General features: G+C 34.0%; 23 protein-coding genes and 1 pseudogene. 20 read left to right on the plus strand and 4 right to left on the minus strand.

The features are described from left to right. Positions 1-6 precede the first annotated feature (6 nt). From H4V97_RS03920 to trpA, 13 genes are all read left to right on the plus strand, one after another. Positions 7-639 carry an NAD(P)H-dependent oxidoreductase gene (locus tag H4V97_RS03920; protein ID WP_209548983.1) on the plus strand — a complete coding sequence of 211 codons (633 nt, stop codon included), beginning with the start codon at positions 7-9 and terminating at the stop codon, positions 637-639. 33 nt (positions 640-672) lie between these two features. Continuing rightward, positions 673-1,239 (plus strand): YceI family protein, encoded by a 567-nt coding sequence (locus H4V97_RS03925; protein WP_209548984.1) that lies wholly within the window; start codon positions 673-675, stop codon positions 1,237-1,239. Positions 1,240-1,560: 321 nt separating this feature from the next. Next, positions 1,561-2,127 (plus strand): YceI family protein, encoded by a 567-nt coding sequence (locus tag H4V97_RS03930; protein WP_209548985.1) that lies wholly within the window; start codon positions 1,561-1,563, stop codon positions 2,125-2,127. Positions 2,128-2,396: 269 nt separating this feature from the next. Beyond that, positions 2,397-3,797 (plus strand): anthranilate synthase component I family protein, encoded by a 1,401-nt coding sequence (locus H4V97_RS03935; protein WP_209548986.1) that lies wholly within the window; start codon positions 2,397-2,399, stop codon positions 3,795-3,797. Positions 3,798-3,890: 93 nt separating this feature from the next. After that, complete coding sequence (locus tag H4V97_RS03940) at positions 3,891-4,457, plus strand: anthranilate synthase component II (RefSeq protein ID WP_209548987.1); 567 nt, start codon at positions 3,891-3,893, stop codon at positions 4,455-4,457. Positions 4,458-4,628: 171 nt separating this feature from the next. Then, positions 4,629-5,621 carry an anthranilate phosphoribosyltransferase gene (gene trpD / locus H4V97_RS03945; protein ID WP_209548988.1) on the plus strand — a complete coding sequence of 331 codons (993 nt, stop codon included), beginning with the start codon at positions 4,629-4,631 and terminating at the stop codon, positions 5,619-5,621. A gap of 13 nt (positions 5,622-5,634) precedes the next feature. Next, positions 5,635-6,003 (plus strand): four helix bundle protein, encoded by a 369-nt coding sequence (locus H4V97_RS03950; RefSeq protein ID WP_209548989.1) that lies wholly within the window; start codon positions 5,635-5,637, stop codon positions 6,001-6,003. Between the two features lie 59 nt (positions 6,004-6,062). Continuing rightward, positions 6,063-6,845, plus strand: a complete 783-nt coding sequence (gene trpC, locus H4V97_RS03955) for an indole-3-glycerol phosphate synthase TrpC (protein ID WP_209548990.1) — start codon at positions 6,063-6,065, stop codon at positions 6,843-6,845. A 42-nt stretch (positions 6,846-6,887) separates the two neighbouring features. Beyond that, positions 6,888-7,502, plus strand: coding sequence for a hypothetical protein (locus tag H4V97_RS03960; protein WP_209548991.1), 615 nt, complete (start codon positions 6,888-6,890; stop codon positions 7,500-7,502). A gap of 39 nt (positions 7,503-7,541) precedes the next feature. After that, on the plus strand, positions 7,542-8,162 hold the full coding sequence (locus H4V97_RS03965) for a phosphoribosylanthranilate isomerase (RefSeq protein WP_209548992.1): 621 nt from the start codon (positions 7,542-7,544) through the stop codon (positions 8,160-8,162). Between the two features lie 19 nt (positions 8,163-8,181). Continuing rightward, on the plus strand, positions 8,182-9,363 hold the full coding sequence (gene trpB / locus H4V97_RS03970) for a tryptophan synthase subunit beta (RefSeq protein ID WP_209548993.1): 1,182 nt from the start codon (positions 8,182-8,184) through the stop codon (positions 9,361-9,363). 203 nt (positions 9,364-9,566) lie between these two features. Further along, positions 9,567-9,887, plus strand: coding sequence for a gamma-glutamylcyclotransferase family protein (locus H4V97_RS03975; RefSeq protein WP_209548994.1), 321 nt, complete (start codon positions 9,567-9,569; stop codon positions 9,885-9,887). Positions 9,888-10,012: 125 nt separating this feature from the next. Next, positions 10,013-10,777 (plus strand): tryptophan synthase subunit alpha, encoded by a 765-nt coding sequence (gene trpA, locus H4V97_RS03980; RefSeq protein WP_209548995.1) that lies wholly within the window; start codon positions 10,013-10,015, stop codon positions 10,775-10,777. 95 nt (positions 10,778-10,872) lie between these two features. Here the strand turns inward: trpA and H4V97_RS03985 are convergent, their stop codons facing one another. Both H4V97_RS03985 and H4V97_RS03990 read right to left on the minus strand, forming a co-directional pair. Next, positions 10,873-11,343, minus strand: a complete 471-nt coding sequence (locus H4V97_RS03985; protein ID WP_245345186.1) for a DUF3368 domain-containing protein — start codon at positions 11,341-11,343, stop codon at positions 10,873-10,875. Continuing rightward, complete coding sequence (locus H4V97_RS03990; RefSeq protein ID WP_209548996.1) at positions 11,324-11,551, minus strand: UPF0175 family protein; 228 nt, start codon at positions 11,549-11,551, stop codon at positions 11,324-11,326. Before H4V97_RS03990 ends, H4V97_RS03985 begins: the two co-directional genes overlap by 20 nt. 62 nt (positions 11,552-11,613) lie before the next feature. Between H4V97_RS03990 and H4V97_RS15810 the strand changes: the two are divergent. Both H4V97_RS15810 and H4V97_RS03995 read left to right on the plus strand, forming a co-directional pair. Continuing rightward, positions 11,614-11,733, plus strand: a pseudogene (locus H4V97_RS15810) (tryptophan synthase subunit alpha); the annotation flags it as partial. A gap of 131 nt (positions 11,734-11,864) precedes the next feature. Beyond that, complete coding sequence (locus H4V97_RS03995) at positions 11,865-12,719, plus strand: DUF4238 domain-containing protein (RefSeq protein WP_209548997.1); 855 nt, start codon at positions 11,865-11,867, stop codon at positions 12,717-12,719. Positions 12,720-12,907: 188 nt separating this feature from the next. On the opposite strand, the gene H4V97_RS04000 is transcribed toward H4V97_RS03995, so the two are convergent. After that, positions 12,908-13,459, minus strand: coding sequence for a DUF4494 domain-containing protein (locus H4V97_RS04000; protein WP_209548998.1), 552 nt, complete (start codon positions 13,457-13,459; stop codon positions 12,908-12,910). A 79-nt stretch (positions 13,460-13,538) separates the two neighbouring features. Here H4V97_RS04000 and H4V97_RS04005 point away from each other — a divergent pair, with 79 nt between their 5' ends. Further along, positions 13,539-13,682, plus strand: coding sequence for a hypothetical protein (locus H4V97_RS04005; protein ID WP_209548999.1), 144 nt, complete (start codon positions 13,539-13,541; stop codon positions 13,680-13,682). A 179-nt stretch (positions 13,683-13,861) separates the two neighbouring features. Here H4V97_RS04005 and H4V97_RS04010 read toward each other — a convergent pair whose 3' ends face one another. Further along, positions 13,862-15,883, minus strand: coding sequence for a M1 family aminopeptidase (locus H4V97_RS04010; protein ID WP_209549000.1), 2,022 nt, complete (start codon positions 15,881-15,883; stop codon positions 13,862-13,864). Positions 15,884-16,229: 346 nt separating this feature from the next. On the opposite strand from H4V97_RS04010, the gene H4V97_RS04015 reads away from it, so the two are divergent. From H4V97_RS04015 to H4V97_RS04030, 4 genes are all read left to right on the plus strand, one after another. Beyond that, the gene (locus H4V97_RS04015; protein ID WP_209549001.1) at positions 16,230-16,862 is read left to right on the plus strand and encodes a TetR/AcrR family transcriptional regulator; all 633 of its coding nucleotides are present in this window, start codon (positions 16,230-16,232) and stop codon (positions 16,860-16,862) included. After that, positions 16,852-18,177, plus strand: a complete 1,326-nt coding sequence (locus H4V97_RS04020) for a TolC family protein (RefSeq protein WP_209549002.1) — start codon at positions 16,852-16,854, stop codon at positions 18,175-18,177. The genes H4V97_RS04015 and H4V97_RS04020 overlap by 11 nt, the downstream gene beginning before the upstream one ends. A gap of 9 nt (positions 18,178-18,186) precedes the next feature. Continuing rightward, a complete protein-coding gene (locus tag H4V97_RS04025; RefSeq protein WP_209549003.1) occupies positions 18,187-19,266 on the plus strand; it encodes an HlyD family secretion protein in 1,080 nt (359 codons plus the stop codon). Positions 19,267-19,376: 110 nt separating this feature from the next. Beyond that, complete coding sequence (locus tag H4V97_RS04030; protein ID WP_209549004.1) at positions 19,377-20,957, plus strand: MDR family MFS transporter; 1,581 nt, start codon at positions 19,377-19,379, stop codon at positions 20,955-20,957. Positions 20,958-21,027 lie beyond the last annotated feature (70 nt).

Below are 21,027 nucleotides of genomic sequence, written 5' to 3' on the forward strand. Positions count from 1 at the left end.
ATCATTATGAGTACATTTTTAGAACACCAAAACTGGAGATACGCAACAAAGAAATTTGATGCTACAAAAAAAATTTCAACGGAAGATTTAAACATATTAAAAGAAGCCATTCGTTTAAGTACTTCTTCTTTTGGCTTACAACCTTACAAAGTCATTATTGTTGAAAATCTAGAATTAAGAGCAAAACTCCAACAAGCATCTTGGGGACAATCGCAAGTTATTGATGCATCCCATTTATTTGTTTTTGCAAACCAAATTAACATAGGTGATGCTGAAGTTGATGCTTATGTAAAAAATACTAGTATTGTTAGAGAATTACCAATCGATGCTTTAGCTGGTTTTGGTGATTATATGAAAGGATATATCAAACCGTTAACGGAAGACGCAAAAAACATTTGGACTTCAAAACAAACTTATCTTGCGATGGGTAATTTATTGAATGCCGCTGCCGAATTAAAAATTGACGTTACCCCGATGGAAGGTTTTGTTCCTGCTCAGGTAAATGAAATTTTAGGATTAGACAAACTAGGTCTTAACGCTTCTCTTATCGCAACTTTGGGCTACAGACACGCAGAAGATGCGTCGCAACATTACAAAAAAGTTAGAAAATCAAACGAAGAATTATTTATCACATTATAATTATTAATCAAAATCAAATTAAACACTTTACACATGAAAAATTTAAAATCAATTGCATTAGCATTAGTAGTAGTTTTATCTACTTTATCAGTAACAGCACAAACTAAAAAAGTAGATGCTTCAAAAAGTAGCATCAATTGGCTTGCTAAAAAAGTTACAGGAAAACACAATGGTACAGTAAACCTTAAAGATGGTAAATTAGTTTTCAAAGGAAAAAAGTTAATTGGTGGTGCTTTTAATGTTGACATGACATCATTAACATGTACAGATCTTACTGGAGAATACCAAGGAAAATTGAACGGGCACCTGAAATCAGAAGATTTCTTTGGAACTGAAAAATTTCCAACTTCAACATTAGTTTTCAAAAAAGTAGTTCTAAAAGCGCCTAATTTATATACTGTAACTGGAGATTTAACAATCAAAGGAATAACCAAACCTATCACTTTTGATCTTGCAACGACAAAAAATACTGCTGCAACTACATTCATGGTAGACAGAACAAAATACGATATCAAATATAATTCTGCAAGTATCTTCAGCAGTATTGGAGATAAAGCCATTTCAGATGAATTTGAATTAGCTGTTGCTTTGAAATACTAAACTCTTTCACAACATATACTAAGCCCCAACAAGAAATTGTTGGGGTTTCTTTTTATATTACAATTTAATAAAAAAATTCATACTTGAAATTCTTACGAAAAATAAGTTGTTCCCCATTTTACTCCTTTAAAATAAAAATCATATTTTGTCAACTATAAGAAATGTCCTAAATGCATCTATTTATCAGGCTACTAATTAATACATTATCGATTAATTCTAATTGATTACTCTTGTTTTTTGTAACTTTGATAATCAATATATAAACATAATCCTTGTTTAAATTTTAGTACAACATTGGCAATTAACTTAAATTTTTGGACCATGAAAAGTATAAAAAAGATTATTATTGTTCTGATAGTTACGCTATCTTTTCTTCAGACTGAAGCACAAACCTACAAAATTGACGTTTCTAAAAGTAAAATTACATGGATCGGTAAAAAAGTAACCGGACAACATGAGGGAATTGTAAAATTTAAAGATGGAAATCTAATTTTCAAAAACAAAAAATTAGTTGGAGGAAATTTCAATGCAGATATGAAATCGCTAACAAACACTGATCAATCAGGCACATCGAAAATGAAATTGGAAGGTCATTTAAAATCAAATGATTTTTTTGCGGTAGATGATTATCCAATAGCAAACTTAATTTTTAAACATATTAGAAACCAAGGTGACAATGTGTATTCTATTGTCGCCGATTTGACGATTAAAGGAAAAACCAATCCTGTAAAATTTGATCTTGTTGTTAAAAAAAATTCAGCAAAAGCGGATTTCACCCTAGACCGAACTAAATTTGACATTAAATATGGGTCAGGCAGTTTTTTTGATGATTTGGGAGACAAGACTATCTATGATGATTTTGATATGAATGTCAATTTGGTATTCTGAGAAAAAATTTAACAAAAAAACTAAAAAAATAATGTTTTTTTAGTTTTTTTAGTTTTGTAAAATCAAAATACATTTATATATTTGTAATCAAGAAATAAAAATGAAAACAATTCTAAACAATACTTGGTGGTGGAACAATTTACGTCAGTCGTCGTGAACAAAGCTCCTGTATAGTATTAGTAAACTATAAAAATAAAAGGCTTGTCATCACGACAAGCCTTTTTTTATACCTTATTTATTCATTATCAAATAATAATAAAATTTACAACTTGAAACATTTTAAACTAAATACAAATTACAAGCAAATACTCGCAGATACCATAACTCCGGTAAGTGTTTATTTTAAAATTAGAGATAAATTCCCTAATAGTTTGTTGCTGGAAAGTAGTGATTATCATGGCAGTGACAATAGTTTTTCCTATATCTGTTGCAACCCGATAGCATCCATAAAAATAGAAAATGAAACCATTTACAAAACCTATCCTGATGGAAGTTTTGAAAATAGTACAATAGATAAAAACACCAACATCCCGGAAGTAATTCAAGAATTTTCAGGACAATTCCAATCGGAGAAAAACGGTTTTAAATTTATAAATAATGGTTTATTTGGATATATTTCCTATGATGCTGTTCGCTATTTTGAGAAAGTAACTATTGCCAAAAAAGACAACAGCATTTCTATTCCTGATGTGTATTATGCGGTGTACCAAAATATAATAGCTATCAATCATTTTAAAAATGAAGCGTATATTTTCTGTCACAGTTTAGACGGTAAAAATAATATTTCGGAAATTGAGCAATTATTGCAATCCCGAAATATTGCGTCCTATAAATTCTCAAAAGAAGGAGAAGGGTTTTCAAATTTAACCGACGAAGAATTCAAGCATAATGTGGCTTTGGCCAAAAAACATTGTTTCCGTGGTGATGTCTTTCAATTAGTTTTATCCCGAAGATTTACCCAAGGTTTCAAAGGCGATGAGTTTAATGTTTACAGAGCGTTACGAAGCATTAATCCTTCTCCTTATTTGTTCTTTTTTGATTATGGCGATTTCAAAATATTTGGTTCATCACCCGAAGCCCAAATAATTGTAAAAGACCGTAAAGCCGAAATTCATCCTATCGCAGGTACTTTTAAACGAACAGGTGATGACGAAAAAGACGCCATTCTAGCGAAACAGTTATCGGAAGATAAAAAAGAAAACAGCGAACATGTGATGCTAGTTGATTTGGCCAGAAATGATCTCAGCAGAAACGGTCATAATGTAAACGTAGAAAAATATAGAGAAGTTCAGTTTTTCTCACATGTGATTCATTTGGTTTCCAAAGTAACAGGCCATTTGCATGAAAATGCCACAACTATGCAAGTCGTCGCCGATACATTCCCCGCAGGAACATTGAGCGGAGCGCCAAAACACCGAGCGATGCAATTGATTGAAGATTACGAGAAAACAAACCGTAATTTTTATGGCGGCGCAATTGGTTTTATGGATTTCCAAGGAAACTTTAATCATGCAATTATGATTCGGACTTTCTTGAGCAAAAACCATCAATTGCACTCACAAGCCGGTGCAGGAATTGTTGCCAGCTCTGATGAAGAAAGCGAAATGCAGGAAGTTTATAATAAATTGCGCGCTTTGAATACTGCTTTGGATTTAGCCGAAACGATATAAATAATTTAAAGATTCAATAATTTAAGAATTTAAAGATTGCTGAAACACTAGAATTTTTCAATCTTTAAATCTTTCAATTTTTCAATAAAAAAAATGAAAAAAATACTAGTTATAGATAATTACGATAGTTTCACTTATAATTTAGTGCATTATCTGGAAGATTTGAATTGTGAAGTCACCGTTTATAGAAACGATGAATTTGATATTGACGAGATAGCAATCTTCGATAAAATACTACTTTCTCCAGGTCCCGGAATTCCTGATGAAGCGGGATTGTTAAAAGAAGTGATTCGGAAATATGCGCCTACCAAAAGTATTTTTGGAGTGTGTTTGGGTCAACAAGCGATAGGAGAAGTTTTTGGAGGAACACTTTCAAATCTTGACAAAGTATATCATGGTGTAGCAACAATGGTAAAAACGGTAGTCGTTGATGAACTTTTATTCGAAGGTCTAGGAAACGAATTTGAAGTGGGACGTTATCATTCATGGGTTGTAGATGCCGATTTACCTGATGTTCTCGAAGCCACTTCATTCGATGAAAATGGACAAGTAATGTCCTTGCGACACAAAACATTCGATGTGCGTGGCGTTCAATTTCATCCGGAAAGTGTATTGACACCTAACGGGAAAAAGATATTGGAAAACTGGGTGAACTCATAGTTTGCAGTGTTCAGTCTCAGCGTTCAGTAGTAATCAGGCAGCAAAAATTATATTTTAAGCATTGCCAATGTGTAATTCTTTGTGTGTAAAAACCATTTCGGTAAAACAATCAAAGTATCCAACAATAAAAAAACTTTGTGTCTTAGCGCCTTCGAGGCAAATAACAACAAAATGAAAAACATATTAAACAGACTTATCAATCACGAAATGCTTTCGAAAGAAGAAGCAAAAAATGTATTGGTAAATATTTCCAATGGAAGTTACAACACCAGTCAGATTGCTTCATTTCTTACCGTTTATATGATGCGCAGCGTTAGTATCGATGAACTTTCCGGATTCCGCGAAGCCTTGTTGGACTTGTGTATTCGAGTAGATTTATCCGCTTATAATACGATCGATTTGTGTGGAACTGGCGGCGATGGAAAAGATACTTTTAACATCTCTACTTTAGCCTCTTTTGTGGCTGCCGGTGCTGGGATAAAAGTCGCAAAGCATGGGAATTATGGTGTTTCATCAATTTCTGGGTCCAGTAATGTGATGGAAAAACTGGGAATTAAGTTCAGCAATGACAACGATTTCTTGGAAAAATGTATGGACAAGGCAGGAATTGCGATATTACACGCTCCGCTATTTCACCCCGCTATGAAAAATGTAGGTCCAATTAGAAAAGAACTGGCGGTTAAAACCTTCTTCAATATGTTGGGTCCGATGGTAAATCCATCGTTTCCAAAGAACCAATTAGTGGGAGTTTTCAACTTGGAATTAGCCAGAATGTACGCGTATTTATACCAAAATACCGATGTGAATTTTACTATTCTGCATTCGCTTGACGGTTATGATGAAGTTTCATTGACAGGTCCGACGAAGATTATTACAAGTAGCATGGAAGGAATGTTAAATCCAAAAGATTTTGGAGTTCGCCTTTTGCTGCAAAGCGAAATTGAAGGTGGAACAACGATTGATGAATCGGCGCAACTATTTACTGATATCATTTCAGGTAAAGGAACCGAAGCACAAAATAATGTCGTTTCTGCCAATGCTGGAATGGCAATCGCAACGGTCACAAAATGCACTCCTTTAGAAGGATTTCAAATAGCGAAAGAAAGTTTATTATCCGGAAAAGGACTTTTATCTTTGAACAAATTGAAAGATTTAAGTATTTAAAGATTTAAAAATTATGACAAAATCGTTTGAAGAGTTTGATGTTTATAATAAAGGGATCGTATTAGCAAAATTAGTTTTTGAATTATTAAATAGTAAAACATTTGAAAAAGAATTTGGTTTCAAAGATCAGATAAAAAGAGCTGTCATTTCAATTACAAACAATATAGCAGAAGGCTCTGAATATAATAATAACAAACAACTCATTAGATATTTGAAAATCTCAAAAGGAAGTTGTGCAGAAGTTAGAAGTATGCTAATTTTATCTCGAGAACTAGGCTTTTGTTCTCAAACAGAAATTGAAGAAGGCTATAAAATAAGTATAGAAATATCTCAAAATTTATCCAATTTTATTAAATATTTAATCACTAAAATCAAAGACTAATATTTATTCAGATTGGAATTTTTCAATCTTTAAATTTTTCAATCTTTAAATTAAAATAAATGAACATCCTAGATAAAATAATAGTCGATAAAAAAAGAGAAGTCATTCTCAAGAAATCAATCATTCCTGTTTCACAATTGGAAGCGTCGATTTTCTTCGAAAAAAAGACGATTTCGTTGCGTGATAATTTGTTAAACAGTACCTCTGGAATAATTGCCGAGCATAAACGCCGTTCGCCTTCTAAAGCGGAAATAAATTATAGTTTTACGGTTGAAGAAGTAACAAAAGGCTATGAAGATGCGGGCGCTTGCGGAATTTCAGTTTTAACGGATGGAAAATATTTCGGTGGTTCCTTGGACGATTTACTTTTGGCAAGAGCCACAGTAAGTATTCCTTTATTGCGAAAAGAATTTATTGTTGATGAATACCAAATACTGGAAGCCAAAGCACACGGAGCCGATTTGATTCTACTAATAGCAGCCGTTTTAACGAGAGACGAAATCAAAACCTTATCTGAATTTGCTAAAAGTCTTGGACTAGAAGTTTTATTGGAAGTCCACAATCAGGAAGAATTGGAAAAATCGATTATGCCAACATTAGACATGATTGGGGTAAATAACAGAAACCTAAAAACTTTCGAAGTGAGTTTGGATTTCAGCAAGCAATTAGCAGCACAAATCCCAAATGATTTCGTAAAAGTATCCGAAAGCGGAATTTCATCTATTGAAGCAATTAATGAATTAAAACCTTGCGGTTACAAAGGATTTTTGATTGGAGAAAACTTTATGAAAACGGATAATGCCGGTAAAGCAGCAAGCGAATTTATTTCAAAATTAGTATGAAATTAAGCTATTTACAGGTTAATTAATGAACACAATAATAGAATGCAAAAATTATTTTTATTTCTCTTTTTTATAAGTTTTACCTCATTTTCACAAATTAGGTATTACAAAATTAATTATGGTGATTTACCCCAATCAATTGAACTTATAGAAAATGATAATGGCCAATTTAAAGGAAGTATAAATACGGAATTAGATAAGGGCAATTGGGATATTAATTGGTTAAATAGAACTTGGAGAAAGCTTTGGAAAATAGAAACCAAAAAAAAATCTATTATTGATACATTAAGTGAAGACCTAGTTAAAAATTTAATGTACCAATTAGAAAAAGACGGAATTGAAACAATTAAAAATTGTAAAGATGATACAGATTGCAATAATATTGGTTTTCTTGATGGTTCAAGCACATCCTTTAAAATTAAAACTAAAAAAAATGACCGTGAATATTATTTCAGTGAAATATATCCAATTTTAAAAGATAATAGAGAAACTAATGAGATAAGAAAACAAGCCCAAAATATTATAACTACATTGGATAGATTTATCAGCCAAAAAGAAAGTTTTTCCAAAGCGATTAAACAATTACCAAGGGGTAAATACTACTATTTTAGTGGTATTTCCATTTGCAGAATTAATAATAATAAAAAAAGGAAATAAGCAACATTATTGAGAAATGCATATACTAAAATTCAAAAGATGAAACTCAAAATCTGCGGCATGAAATATCCCGATAATATTCTCGAAGTAGGCTCGCTCGTACCCGATTATATGGGTTTTATATTCTGGAAGAAATCAGCTCGATATTTTGACGGAGTGATTCCAGATTTACCAAAATCAATTAAAAAAGTGGGCGTTTTTGTAAACGAAACTGCCGAAGTAATTTTGGCGAAAGTCATAAAATATGATTTGCAAGCTATTCAATTACACGGTCACGAATCCGTTGAATTTTGTTTAAATTTAAAAAATGAATTAGATTCTAAAATCGAGATAATTAAAGTTTTTTCGGTCGATGATGATTTTGATTTTGAAGTATTGAAACCATTTGAAGCGGTTTGTGACTATTTCCTTTTTGATACCAAAGGAAAATTACCCGGCGGAAACGGAACTACGTTCGACTGGAAAGTATTAGAAAAGTACCCTTCAAGCAAACCATTCTTTTTAAGTGGTGGAATTGGAATTGAGGAATTGGAAGCAGTTAAAGAAATATCAAAAAGCAATTTACCCCTTTACGCCATTGATGTAAACAGTAAATTTGAAATAGAACCCGGATTAAAAAACATAAACCTTGTACGGACAGGTCGCGACCTATCCCTGTAAAAAATAAAAAATAAAAATCATGTCATACAACGTCAACGAAAAAGGCTATTACGGAGAATTTGGAGGAGCCTACATTCCTGAAATGTTATATCCAAATGTAGAAGAATTACGTCAGCAATATCTGAAAATTACAGCTGAACCTGAGTTTCAAGAAGAATTTGAGGCACTTTTAAAAGATTATGTAGGTCGCCCTACTCCACTTTATTTTGCAAAGCGCTTATCAGAACAATACAACACCAAAATCTACTTAAAAAGAGAAGATTTGTGTCATACCGGTGCGCATAAAGTCAACAATACTATTGGACAAATCCTTTTGGCAAAACGTTTGGGCAAAACCAGAATCATCGCCGAAACCGGTGCCGGTCAACATGGCGTGGCAACGGCCACCGTTTGTGCGCTAATGGGATTGGAATGTATTGTGTACATGGGTGAAATCGACATCAAGCGTCAAGCGCCAAATGTGGCTCGAATGAAAATGTTAGGTGCCGAAGTTCGTCCCGCACTTTCCGGTTCAAAAACCTTAAAAGACGCCACAAATGAAGCCATTCGCGATTGGATTAACAACCCAGTTGATACCTATTACATTATTGGATCTGTGGTAGGACCACATCCTTATCCGGATATGGTGGCCCGTTTTCAAAGTGTAATTTCTAAGGAGATCAAAGAACAATTACTGGAAAAAGAAGGACGAGAAAATCCGGATTATGTCATCGCTTGCGTAGGAGGCGGAAGCAATGCCGCAGGAACTTATTATCATTTTCTAGACAACGAAGACGTGAAAATTATTGCAGTAGAAGCAGCCGGTTTAGGTGTTGATTCTGGCGAGAGTGCCGCTACATCAGCTTTAGGAAAAGTGGGTGTCATTCACGGCAGTAAAACGCTGTTAATGCAAACTACGGATGGCCAAATCACCGAACCGTACTCCATTTCAGCAGGACTTGATTACCCAGGTGTAGGTCCTATGCATGCTAATTTATTCACCACTGGCAGAGCACAATTCATCTCGATAACTGATGAGCAAGCCATGCAATGGGGAATCAAATTATCCCAAATGGAAGGTCTTATTCCCGCCATCGAAAGTGCGCATGCCTTTGCCGTTCTCGACGAAATGAAATTCAAACCAGAGGATATTGTAGTAATCAATCTTTCCGGTCGTGGCGACAAAGATTTGAATACTTACATCGATTATTTTAAATTATAGCTGGGTTTATCTCGTCCCGAAGTGTCGGGATATTTTCGGGGCGTTCCCTTGCTTTCACTAGCGTTACAGCAAGGTCAGGCTTTCCGTTACAATCTTTTTTATCTTGTTAAAAAAACAAGATAAAAAAGGATTTTCACTGTAATCCTTAACGCAAACCCAACAACATTAAATGAATTCAGATTGACATTTTTAAAATAGAAACTATGGAAAAATTATTCACTTACGGCAGTCTGCAACATGATGAAGTACAACAAGACCTTTTTGGGCGCTCACTACAAGGAACGCCTGAAACGTTAATTGGTTATGTGGTAAAACAAATTCAAATCGAAGAAGAATTTGGATTAGTTCAATATCCCATCATCGTGGAAACGCATAAACCCGAAGACACTATAAACGGAATTGTGTACACCATTTCGTCCCAAGAACTTCGCCAGTGTGATCTTTACGAAGGAGTACATTATAAACGTGTTGAGGTTCATTTGCAATCGGAACAAAAAGCTTGGGCTTACAGCGCTTCAATATAAGTTGTTACATTAAATAAACCTGTAAGAATTAAAACTTACAGAAGCTACTAAAAATTATAAAATACCCCCTAACCTCTCGATAAAATTAGGAGAAGAGTTCTGAATAGGGAAATAAAAAAACTAAAATGAATCGAATAAATCAAAAATTACAAGAGACTAAAAAGATACTTTCTATCTATTTCTCAGCGGGATATCCCAACTTAAATGACACCGTACAAATCATTCAGGATTTAGAAAAAAACGGCGTTGATATGATCGAAATCGGATTGCCGTTTAGCGATCCATTGGCTGATGGACCAACCATTCAAGCCAGTTCAACCCAAGCCCTACATAACGGAATGACAACGCAAGTTTTGTTTGACCAATTAAAGGACATTCGGAAAACAGTTTCAATTCCGCTAGTAATTATGGGATATTTCAATCCAATGTTGCAATACGGAGTGGAAAATTTCTGCAAGAAATGCGCGGAGATTGGTATTGATGGATTAATCATTCCAGATCTTCCGGTTGATGTTTATGCTGATGAATACAAAGAAACATTCGAAAAATACGGCTTGAAAAATATTTTCTTGATTACGCCACAAACCTCCGTAGAACGCATTCAGTTTATTGATTCCGTCTCTGATGGATTTATTTATATGGTGAGCTCTGCGAGTGTTACCGGTTCACAAACTGGTTTTGGAAGCGTACAAGAAGACTATTTCAAACGCATTGCCGACATGCATTTAAAAAACCCACAGGTAATTGGCTTTGGAATCAACAACAAAGAAACCTTTGACCAAGCCACACAATTCGCTAAAGGAGCGATTATAGGAAGTGCTTTTATTCAAGATTTAACCAAAAATGGAACAGGAAAAATTGGGGAGTTTGTTGGCGGGATTAGGGAATAAAAACACGGTTTAGGTTATAAAAAAATCCCTTTCGACATTCTTTTTAGAGGAATGTGAGAGGGATTCTTTATTTTTATTTTACTATATAGTCTTCCTTAAATTTCCTTAGCTTCTTTTAGTGCCTGAAGTTCAATTTCTGCTGTAATTCTAAAGTTTGTTTCTTTAATTTTTTCAATATAGGGCTTGATCGACGGAATAACACCATTCAGTTTTGCTCTAATAATAACTCCGATAGTTCCAGTAAAAATCAATCCTAGATGGCTAGCTATTTTTCTTGCTTTGAAATCATCAAGAATTAAAACACTATTTGAAACTTCCAGAGCCAATGCAATTGCGCTCGACTCTCCTTTGTCAATTTGCATTTCGAGTATTTGCTGTCTGTATTTATCTGTGACATTTTTTATAACAATCCAGTCTGGAAGCAATTCTCCAAATTCTTCTGCAATAACTGATGTCGTTATAATTTGACCGTAAACTTTTTTTAGTAAATCAAGTTCGCCAATTTTTGATAAGATGATAAAACAACTGGTATCTGAAATAATTATTTTATGCGTTTGCGACATCATTAGTTAAATCATTTGAAGGAAAATTAAATATCGAAACATTGTAACGATTTAGCAATTCTGCAAATGTACGTTTCGTTAATCCCGCTAGCTCGGCGGCTTGCCCCAAAGATAGTTTCCCCTGTTCATATAATTTAGATGCAAGAAGCATTACAAGCTCTTTGTTGTCTATATCTAAATTGTCTGGTATGGTAAGAGTTATTGTTTTCATATACCAAATGTACAAAAAATATTGACACTCATAATTTTACATTCTGTTTGTCTCTTTAAAGTAAATCGTTTAATCAAGTCACACAATTCGCCAAAGGCGCCATTATAGGAAGTGCCTTCATTCAGGATTTAACAGAGAATGGAACAGGAAAAATTGCAGACTTTGTAAAAGCAATTCGATAAATCCTTTTTTATATAAAAGCAAACGGCGTTTAAAGTTCATTTAAACACCGTTTTTTTATGCAGTATATGAAATTAAATTCATTTTCTACTTTGATAAAAATAATTTATAGATTTGTATAAATTATTTTATTGTGGAAGAAAATCAACCTATAAATCAAAAACAACATAGAATTTCTCAAGTATATCTAAAGCAATTCGGACATATTAAAGAAGATAAACATTGGCTTTCAGTTCTAAAAGTGGAAACAGGAATAACTGGTAATGTTCTAATCAAGGATTTTACTGCTGAAACAAATATTTTCGATTTGCCGATAGATGATTTTGAAATTAAAAGACACTTTGAAAATTTAAGTGGACAAGTAGAAAATTTTTATAGAACAGTAATTTCAAATCTTCATAATCAGAAAAGACTAACTCCAAAAGACAAAGACGTATTAAATCACTTTGTTGCAAATTTATTATGCAGAACGCAACCTTTCAGAAATTTCATTAGTGAATGTTTAAACGATTCTGAATCAAGAAATTTCCTTATTGATGAAGTTACAATTTATTCAGATGACACTGAAGCTAATAAATTTATTTTAAACCATTTTGAAAAAAATCATCATTTAAATCTTGTTATTGGCACAGTGATGAATCATTTAGTACATGTTTTTAGACACTTTAAAAAAGTAATCATGCGAGATTATAAAAATCTTGGATGGCTTACGACAGACAATCCTGTACGGGTAGAGCGACTTGGGATTAATCCATGGATTATTCCTCTTGAAGCAGAAATATACTTACCGTTATCAAAAGATTTTTGCTTATTTATGTATCATCCAGAATCAGAATTACATGCCAATCCATTAAGAAAATTACGCATTGACAAAGTAAACATCCTTTCTTTTGATGAGTTCAACAAAATAAGTCTTGACAATGCTCGAAACTTTTATGAATATTTAATTTTTTGTAATGAAACTGAAGAAACTGAATTAAGAAAATAGATACTGCTACCAATCGAGTATACAACAGTTCCCCGCACTAGTTCAAACGTCTCGCTTGTACCCGTCAACATAAAAAAAGCAATTCAAAAACTAATTTTTAAATTATAAACCGCAAATTCGCAAATTAAAAAGTCCTAAATGGAATCTTTAATTTGCGAATTTGTGGTAATTTTTTTTAATTATAATGCTTAGGAAACCGTTTCTTCTTCAGCAGCAAATTCCATGTGATCCACAATCTCTACTGCGACTTCCGGTTTAGAGGCTTTGAGCGCATTAAACTTTTCTATTTGTTCCAGTTCTCCTTCTTCACCAGAAAAATAAGGAAAAACATCCATAATAGGAGATTCCATAATAGCGGGAATGGTATAGTCGCCCATCGTGCCTTTCATCACGCCTGTGGTATTGTCAAAAGCTTCTTTTACATCATTGGCTTGCACCAATAAATACATGCTCGTTTTGCGCTCTTTACCGCTTTCTTCATCATAAGCCAACAAAGAAACTTTCGACTTAAACCAACGATCCGCATTTTCAAAAGGATGAATCTCGGCATAATTCGCCATTTTTATATTCGTGATTTTAAATTCTTCACTAATATAAGCCGACATCTCTTCGGTAATTCTGCTTTCGGCTTCTGTATAAGACATAGCGTCAACCAAATAAGGTTCGGTTGTTATCTTTTGTCCGCCAGTTTCATCTGTTTTTCTATATTTTACTTTGCATTCGTACCAAATTGTGCTCATCTGTTTTTTTTTTAAGGATGTCAAAGATAGATTTTAAAGAAAAAAAATAACACAATTCATAAAATAGATATTCACAATTTTGGATAGCGAATCCTTTGGTTTGGGAATCATCAATGTGGCACTGCTCAATCAGGTGGCCTACTTTCTCAAAGAAGCGATTGGTGGAAAAACCTTTATACCGGATTTGACAGAAAATGAAACGGCAAAGATTGAGGAATTCTGAAACAAATTATTCTGCAACTTCACAGATATCAAAGATCATGGTTATGATTGTAGTTAAAAAGGTTTGTTTTCGACCTTCCAACCAAGGATTACAAATGTACTACAAGTGTTATTTTAGAAACAAAAAAGAGGCAACCGCCAAATTGGAAACTGCCTCTTTTTAATCTAATAAAAATTAACTTACTGCTTAACTATCTTAGAGGAGCGTTGTTCTGCGCCTTGAATCAAATGCACAATATAGACTCCCGCCGACAAGTTACCTCCAAAGGAAACATTTTGACCTAAAGTCACATTTTCACTGTGTTCGATTATTCTACCTAATACATCTACGACATCCATAGTAACAGCACTATTTTGATCCGGTGAATTTACATTGAGAGTAAATGCACTAGTACTTGGATTGGGATAAATCAAGGTTTTAAAATCATTTATACTTCCAACCTTAATGGCTGCTTTCTGAGTACTTATTTTCGCCAAAGCTCCATTGAATTCAACAGTTCCTGTCGCTATCGTCACATTGTCAGGGTCAAATTGTACAGTAGTGGGTACAAAAGGCAAAGTAATTGTGATTTTATTGGATCCTGTTCCTGCATTAATAGTTCCATTATCGGCAATCGAAAGATCACCTCCATTATCATATAAAACAATATTTTGAGCAGTACCTGCTGCATCTTTTACTTTGATCACCACAGGCATTCTAAAATAAGTAACATTAGAATTGCTACTTCTGGTCTGTGTCAACTTCAAAGTAACCTTAGTACCAACATTATTCCATTCTACATTATAAGATGGCGTCCCTACTCCATTTACCCAATCCGCAAAAAAGCCAGACAAATCAGCTCCAGCCAAGGCCGTTTGGAAATGCTGTCTCAGGTTATCGGTATCAGCAGAGGCATAGGAAAGCGCAGCGACATAATTTTTGGTAGCTTCAAAGAACTTGGTATCACCGGCCAATGTTCGCAACATAGACACAATCATACCACCCTTGTCATAGACAGCCGTTGTATTGGGTCCTGTCCAAACAGTGTTGGAATTACTTGCATCGGTAATATAAACTGGAACGGTACAACTACGAGCAGAGGTTTTTATAGAGGAGATACGTGCAAAAGCTGATTTCCCTAAAGAGGGAATTTGCTCAGCCGCCAACACTTCCATATAGGTCGCAAATCCTTCATTGAGCCAGAGATGATTCCAGGTTTTGCAAGTAACTCCATCGCCAAACCATTGGTGGGCCGTTTCATGCGCTATAACGGACCAACTGGTTAGACTACCTGCATCAAGTCCAATATTGGTCTGATGTTCCATTCCACCAGGAAAGCCAAATTCATAAATACCATATTTTTCATTCTTAAAAGGATAATCCCCAAACTTGCTGCTAAAAAGTTGTACTTCGAGTTTAGAAAAATCCAAAGCAGCTAGAATCGAAGTATAAGACGAGCGGGGAAACAATTGATAGGTAACTGGAACATTAGTATCACCAACGACTATGGCCGGACGATTGAATTCGTTAAACTTTGCCACGCATATACTTACCAGATAGGAAGCAATAGGATATGAATGTCTGTAGGTATATAAAGTGTTTTCCCCACTTACCACAGTTTTCAAAAGCTTGCCTTGGGTTGCTACTTTATAGGTCGAAGGCATACTTACGGTAATATCCATTCCTTCAATTTTATCTTGCATATCAGCTTTACAAGGCCACCAATCCCGATCTTCATAAGATTCTGACAAAGTATAAATATAACTTTTCCCTCTATAAGTAGCTTTTTGGTAGCCCAAAGCCTGCCCACTTTCTGCGGGCGGAACGCCCTTATAGGATATACTTACTGAGTCCAATACATTAATGGCTAAAGGACTTGGTAAAACAATGGTTAGCAAATTTTGATTTCCAGATGTTGGAAAAGATTTAGCCACCGAAACACCATGGTAATTAACAACTAAACCCGTATTGTTAAAAGAGGTTTTGTTCAAATCGAAAGTAATTGTACTTACATTGGCCACCTTGGTGAGGAATTTTGTGGTAACCGTCCCTCGAATATACTTGGTTGAATCAGGATTAACCCGCCAGTAAATAGTATGGCGCTTTACATCAATATTCGCACCGGATCCACTAGTCCCCGTAGTTTGACCCAACAATGTAGTAGTGGCAAGCATAAAACCAAAAAGCAATAGCATTGTATTTTTAAAAGTATTTTTCATCATAATTTATATTTTTATCTCAAAACTAACAAAATAACAACATACTTCTTATTTTTTTAGCAATAAAATGAGAAATAAGTATTTATTTCAATATTTTAATAACTATTTGAAATTACGAAGTATAGAAGTAATCTTGCCTTTTGGCAGAATAACTGGATTATGCCTTTTTAACAGAAATAATTTACAAGGACAATTACAGCGCATTACTAAACGCCCTTGCGATTTTAAGTTTAAAAAGTATTCAAATCTAAACATAACAACTATTTTTCTGTTAAAATTATGTTAAATTAAATATTAAACAACCGTTTAAATTAAACAGTTGTTTAATTTTGTTTCACATTATTAAGCCATGGCATTAGACACTGATTTTAACGACAAACAGATTCAAATTCTCGAAGTAGCAGAAATGCTATTTGCCGAGAAAGGATTTGATGGGACTTCCATCAGGAATATTGCCAAAGAAGCCAAGATAAATATTGCGATGGTTTCGTATTATTTTGGTTCCAAAGAACGTTTGCTGGAAGCTTTAATATTATACAGAACTTCCGACTTAAAATCTCAACTGGACAATCTTATAAAAGAAAATCTTGAACCTCTGGAGAAAATAAACAAACTAATTGATTTATATATCAATCGAATCAATTGTAACAAAGGAATTTACAGAATCATCCACTTTGAATTTACAGCTAAAAAAAGAGATAGTGATCTTCTTGCTTTCTCTGAATTAAAAAAGGGAAATCTGAATTCATTAGAAGCCATTATTCTGGAAGGTCAAGCCAAAGGCGTTTTTAGGAAAGACATTATTATTCCACTTATAACTCCTACCATTCTTGGGACTTTTTTTCATTTTCACATGAACAGACCTTTTTTCGAAAATTTATTAAATTTGAAAACTGAAGATTTATATAACAATTACATAAAAACTATTTTGACAAATCACATCCAACAAATTATTAAAGCACTTCTGATATATGAAAGTTAGTCAATTAATGCTCTTCGGGATTTTCTTTATAGGAATTTCGGCTGTAGAAGCACAAGAAAGAAAGAGTTTAACACTCGACGAAGCCATCAATATGGCTTGGAAAAACAGTAATGAAGTGAGTTTAGCCAATGCTAAAGTAGCCACTAAAAAATACGAATTACAATCCACAAAAAACAGTCAATATCCTGATTTGAAAGTTTCGGGACAGTATCAAAGATTGACAAAAGCTTCCATTGATTTGAAAATCAATAAAAGTGCGACATCAACTCCTCCTCCTGTTGTAGATCAATTAATACTAGGACAAGTAAATGCCAGCGTACCAGTTTTTGCAGGATTTAAAATCCAAAACAGCATAAAAGCTTACGAAAATATGTATCAGGCAGAAACAGCTACCGCTTCCCAAACTAAGGAAGAAATAGCGATGAAAGTAGTCAATCATTATGCTGAATTATACAAAGCACAAAAAACAGTTGAGCTGCTAAAAGAAAATCAAAAAAGCGCACAACAGCGCGCAACTGATTTTAGTGATTTAGAAAAAAACGGAATTATTCCCCGAAATGATTTACTAAAGTCACAATTGCAAGTATCTAAAATTCAGTTGTCCATTGATGAAGCAACTAAAAATTTAAATATCGTAAACTTTTATTTAGTGACGTTGCTAAAACTACCAGCTGACACAAAACTTGAAATTAAAGAAAGTGATTTTGCCAACTTTCAGATGGATAATGTTCCCACGAGCGATGCACCTGCACTACAAAATCGTAAAGATCTTGAAGCGGTCCGTTTTCAAGAAAAAGCAAGTCAGGCTAACATTAAAATAGCAAAAAGCGCCTATTATCCCTCTATTGCAATCATTGGAGGCTATACCGCACTAGACCTAAAAAATGTGGTAACTGTTCAAAACGCAATGAATATTGGTGTGGGAGTTTCTTATGATTTAAGCTCCATTCTAAAAAATGGAACTATGGTAAAAATAGCGGAAAGCAAAGCAATTGAAGTACAAAATTCTGAAGCTATACTTACTGATTATATCAAACTGGAAGTTCAAAATGCAATCGAAGACTACGATTTGGCACTGAAACAAAATATTGTTTATGCACAAGCGGTGGAACAATCATCAGAAAATTATAGAATCATAAAAGACAAGTATGACAACGGTCTTTCGGATACCAATGATTTACTCGAAGCTGACGTAGAACAACTTGGTTCCAAAATTAATAAAGCATTAGCTAAGGCAAATATTATTCAAAAATATTACGAATTGCTTTCAGTTACCGGACAATTATCTCAATCTTTCAATCTTTCAAAAATATAATCAATACCCATGGAAAAGAAAAAAACAAATACAAAATTTATTATTATCCTAGTGGTTTTGGTAGTATTAGGCGGAACTTACGGAGTTTATAAATACATGCATTCACTGGTTCATGAAGAAACTGACGATGCTCAAATAGAAAAAAACATGAACCCTATTATCCCTAAAGTTTCCGGATATGTGGATAAAGTGTATGTAAAAGATAATGAATTTGTAAAGAAAGGTGATACTTTATTTACTATTGACCAGCGCGATTACCAATTGAAGATTGAAGATGCAAAAGCTGGATTACTTGCTGCCGAAGGTAACTACGAAGTTTCGAAAGCGGATATAGGAAGCGCTTTGGCTAATATTTCTGTTTCAGATGCCAATGTATTATCTGCAGGTGGAAATATTGAAACTGCAAAAATTAGATTGGGAAGAGCGAACAGCGATTACATTCGATACAATAATTTGTATAAAAATCATTCGATTACTAAGCAACAATACGAGCAATCCTTAGCGGCGAAACAAGAAGCAGAGAATCAAGTCCAAATTTTACAACAACAACAAAGAGCAAGTGCGTTTCAAAAATCAGTTGTTGTAGCCAAATCTAAAGTTTCCAATAAGCAAACTGAGGTTGCCGGAGCTAATATAAAAAGAGCCAAAGCAATGCTTGACGCTGCAGAATTGAATTTAACGTATACCGTAATTACAGCAGCCATTGATGGTCAGGTTTCTAAAGTTGATATCCAACCCGGACAATTGGTACAACCGGGGCAATCATTATTCTATATTATTAATAATAAAGTTGCTTGGGTAATTGCCAATTTCAAGGAAACTCAATTGAATAGAATGGTTATTGGTCAGAAAGTAACTGTAAATGTAGATGCATATCCAGACTATAATTTTGAAGGTACGGTTACCTCATTTTCACCAGCGACTGGGTCACGTTTCTCTATTTTACCTCCAGATAATGCTACAGGTAACTTTGTAAAAACTATTCAACGCTTACCGGTAAAAATAAACTTAAACGCATCAAATGATGTCGAAAAAATTAAATTATTGCGACCAGGAATGAATGTTGATGTTGATGTACATTTAAAATAATGATTGAAGAATACAGATTGAAGATTAACGATTTTTGATTTGAAAATCGTTAATCATTTCATTACATCTGCATTCTAGAATCGTTTATTAAAAATCTAAAATCCTTTTAAATGGTACAATCAGAAGATGATTTAGTTGAATACGGCTATAGACGAGTTATTATTACGATAACGGCAGTACTTTGTGCTTTGCTGGAAATCGTAGATACAACTATTGTAAATGTGGCTTTGACTAATATGAGAGGAAGCCTAGGCGCAACATTAAATGATGTGGCATGGGTAATTACTGCTTATGCAATAGCAAATGTAATTGTTATCCCGATGACGAGTTGGCTTTCACAACAATTTGGCCGACGTAATTATTTTGTAGTTTCCATTATCATTTTTACCGTCGCCTCATTCATGTGCGGGAACTCTGATAATATTTGGGAACTCATTGTTTTTCGGTTTATTCAGGGACTTGGTGGTGGTGCTTTACTTGTTACTGCACAAACTATTATAACCGAGAGTTATCCTCTTGCTAAGCGAGGAATGGCGCAGGCAATTTATGGTATGGGAGTAATTGTGGGCCCTACTTTAGGTCCGCCGTTAGGAGGTTATTTAGTAGATCATTTTTCCTGGCCCTATATTTTTTATATCAATATTCCTCTTGGTATTATTGCCACTATTTTAGCTTTCAGTTTTGTACGAAGTCCAAAATATGGTGAGAAACTTAAAGCCAGTCAAGTCGATTGGTGGGGTATTGTTCTTTTGGCAGCTTTTATTGGTTCATTACAATTTGTTTTGGAACACGGACAGCAAGATGATTGGTTCAACAACACAACAATTGTAACCTTAAGTACCGTATCATTATTTGGATTAATATTATTTATATGGCGAGAATTAACGTACAAACATCCTATTGTAAACTTAAGTGTCTTAAAAGACGGAAATCTTAGAATTGGTGTCGTAATGTGTTTTATTCTTGGATTTGGTCTTTACGGATCAACTTTAATTATTCCAATTTATACACAATCCATTTTAGGCTGGACAGCAACTGATGCTGGTTTATTACTTATTCCAGGGTCAATTACCACCGCTTTTATGATGCCAATTATTGGAAAATTAATTCAAAGAGGAGTTCCTCAGGGTTATATGGTTGGTGTTGGATTTTTAGTTTTCTTTTTCTTTACTTTCATGATGCACAATAGAATGACACCTGATACTGGTGCCGAACATTTATTTTGGCCATTAATCTTGAGAGGAATTGGATTAGGATTACTTTTTGTACCAATAACAACTTTATCGCTTTCTACTTTAAAGGGAAAACATATTGGGGAAGGTGCTGCTTTTACTGGAATGATGAGACAATTAGGTGGTTCATTTGGTATTGCAATTATCACCACTTTTATCACGCGATTTAGTCAAAAACATCGCGTTGACTTAGTTGCGCATTTAGACGGAAGTAAATTTGAAGTGCAACAACGTATAGCTCTATTACAAAAAGGTTTCATGTCCAAAGGATTTAGCAGTAATGCAGCCTTGAAAAAAGCCTATCAGGCCATTGATTATTCTATCATGAAACAAAGTACCGTTTTATCATATATGGACATTTTCCTTTATCTGGGAATTATGTTTCTATGTTGTATTCCTATTATATTTTTGATTAAAAAAGGAAAAAACAAAATTAATCCTGCCGATGCCATGCATTAATGGATTTGATTTCAAAAAATAAAAAACGCCGAACTCTTTTTGAATTCGGCGTTTTTATTTTTAGTTTAAT

Source organism: Flavobacterium sp. CG_23.5 (assembly GCF_017875765.1).
Classification (GTDB): domain Bacteria; phylum Bacteroidota; class Bacteroidia; order Flavobacteriales; family Flavobacteriaceae; genus Flavobacterium.

What these genes read in the sequence shown, in the direction of transcription:
- H4V97_RS03975 (WP_209548994.1), top strand. Translation starts at nt 9,567, where the DNA reads ATGGAAAAATTATTCACTTACGGCAGTCTGCAACATGATGAAGTACAA.
- H4V97_RS03950 (WP_209548989.1), top strand. Translation starts at nt 5,635, where the DNA reads ATGACAAAATCGTTTGAAGAGTTTGATGTTTATAATAAAGGGATCGTA.
- H4V97_RS04015 (WP_209549001.1), top strand. Translation starts at nt 16,230, where the DNA reads ATGGCATTAGACACTGATTTTAACGACAAACAGATTCAAATTCTCGAA.
- trpA (WP_209548995.1), top strand. Translation starts at nt 10,013, where the DNA reads ATGAATCGAATAAATCAAAAATTACAAGAGACTAAAAAGATACTTTCT.
- H4V97_RS03990 (WP_209548996.1), bottom strand. Translation starts at nt 11,551, where the DNA reads ATGAAAACAATAACTCTTACCATACCAGACAATTTAGATATAGACAAC.
- H4V97_RS03960 (WP_209548991.1), top strand. Translation starts at nt 6,888, where the DNA reads ATGCAAAAATTATTTTTATTTCTCTTTTTTATAAGTTTTACCTCATTT.
- trpC (WP_209548990.1), top strand. Translation starts at nt 6,063, where the DNA reads ATGAACATCCTAGATAAAATAATAGTCGATAAAAAAAGAGAAGTCATT.
- H4V97_RS03930 (WP_209548985.1), top strand. Translation starts at nt 1,561, where the DNA reads ATGAAAAGTATAAAAAAGATTATTATTGTTCTGATAGTTACGCTATCT.
- H4V97_RS03920 (WP_209548983.1), top strand. Translation starts at nt 7, where the DNA reads ATGAGTACATTTTTAGAACACCAAAACTGGAGATACGCAACAAAGAAA.
- trpD (WP_209548988.1), top strand. Translation starts at nt 4,629, where the DNA reads ATGAAAAACATATTAAACAGACTTATCAATCACGAAATGCTTTCGAAA.
- H4V97_RS04010 (WP_209549000.1), bottom strand. Translation starts at nt 15,883, where the DNA reads ATGATGAAAAATACTTTTAAAAATACAATGCTATTGCTTTTTGGTTTT.
- H4V97_RS04000 (WP_209548998.1), bottom strand. Translation starts at nt 13,459, where the DNA reads ATGAGCACAATTTGGTACGAATGCAAAGTAAAATATAGAAAAACAGAT.
- H4V97_RS04030 (WP_209549004.1), top strand. Translation starts at nt 19,377, where the DNA reads ATGGTACAATCAGAAGATGATTTAGTTGAATACGGCTATAGACGAGTT.
- H4V97_RS03965 (WP_209548992.1), top strand. Translation starts at nt 7,542, where the DNA reads ATGAAACTCAAAATCTGCGGCATGAAATATCCCGATAATATTCTCGAA.
- H4V97_RS03940 (WP_209548987.1), top strand. Translation starts at nt 3,891, where the DNA reads ATGAAAAAAATACTAGTTATAGATAATTACGATAGTTTCACTTATAAT.
- H4V97_RS04020 (WP_209549002.1), top strand. Translation starts at nt 16,852, where the DNA reads ATGAAAGTTAGTCAATTAATGCTCTTCGGGATTTTCTTTATAGGAATT.
- trpB (WP_209548993.1), top strand. Translation starts at nt 8,182, where the DNA reads ATGTCATACAACGTCAACGAAAAAGGCTATTACGGAGAATTTGGAGGA.
- H4V97_RS04025 (WP_209549003.1), top strand. Translation starts at nt 18,187, where the DNA reads ATGGAAAAGAAAAAAACAAATACAAAATTTATTATTATCCTAGTGGTT.
- H4V97_RS03925 (WP_209548984.1), top strand. Translation starts at nt 673, where the DNA reads ATGAAAAATTTAAAATCAATTGCATTAGCATTAGTAGTAGTTTTATCT.
- H4V97_RS03985 (WP_245345186.1), bottom strand. Translation starts at nt 11,343, where the DNA reads ATGATGTCGCAAACGCATAAAATAATTATTTCAGATACCAGTTGTTTT.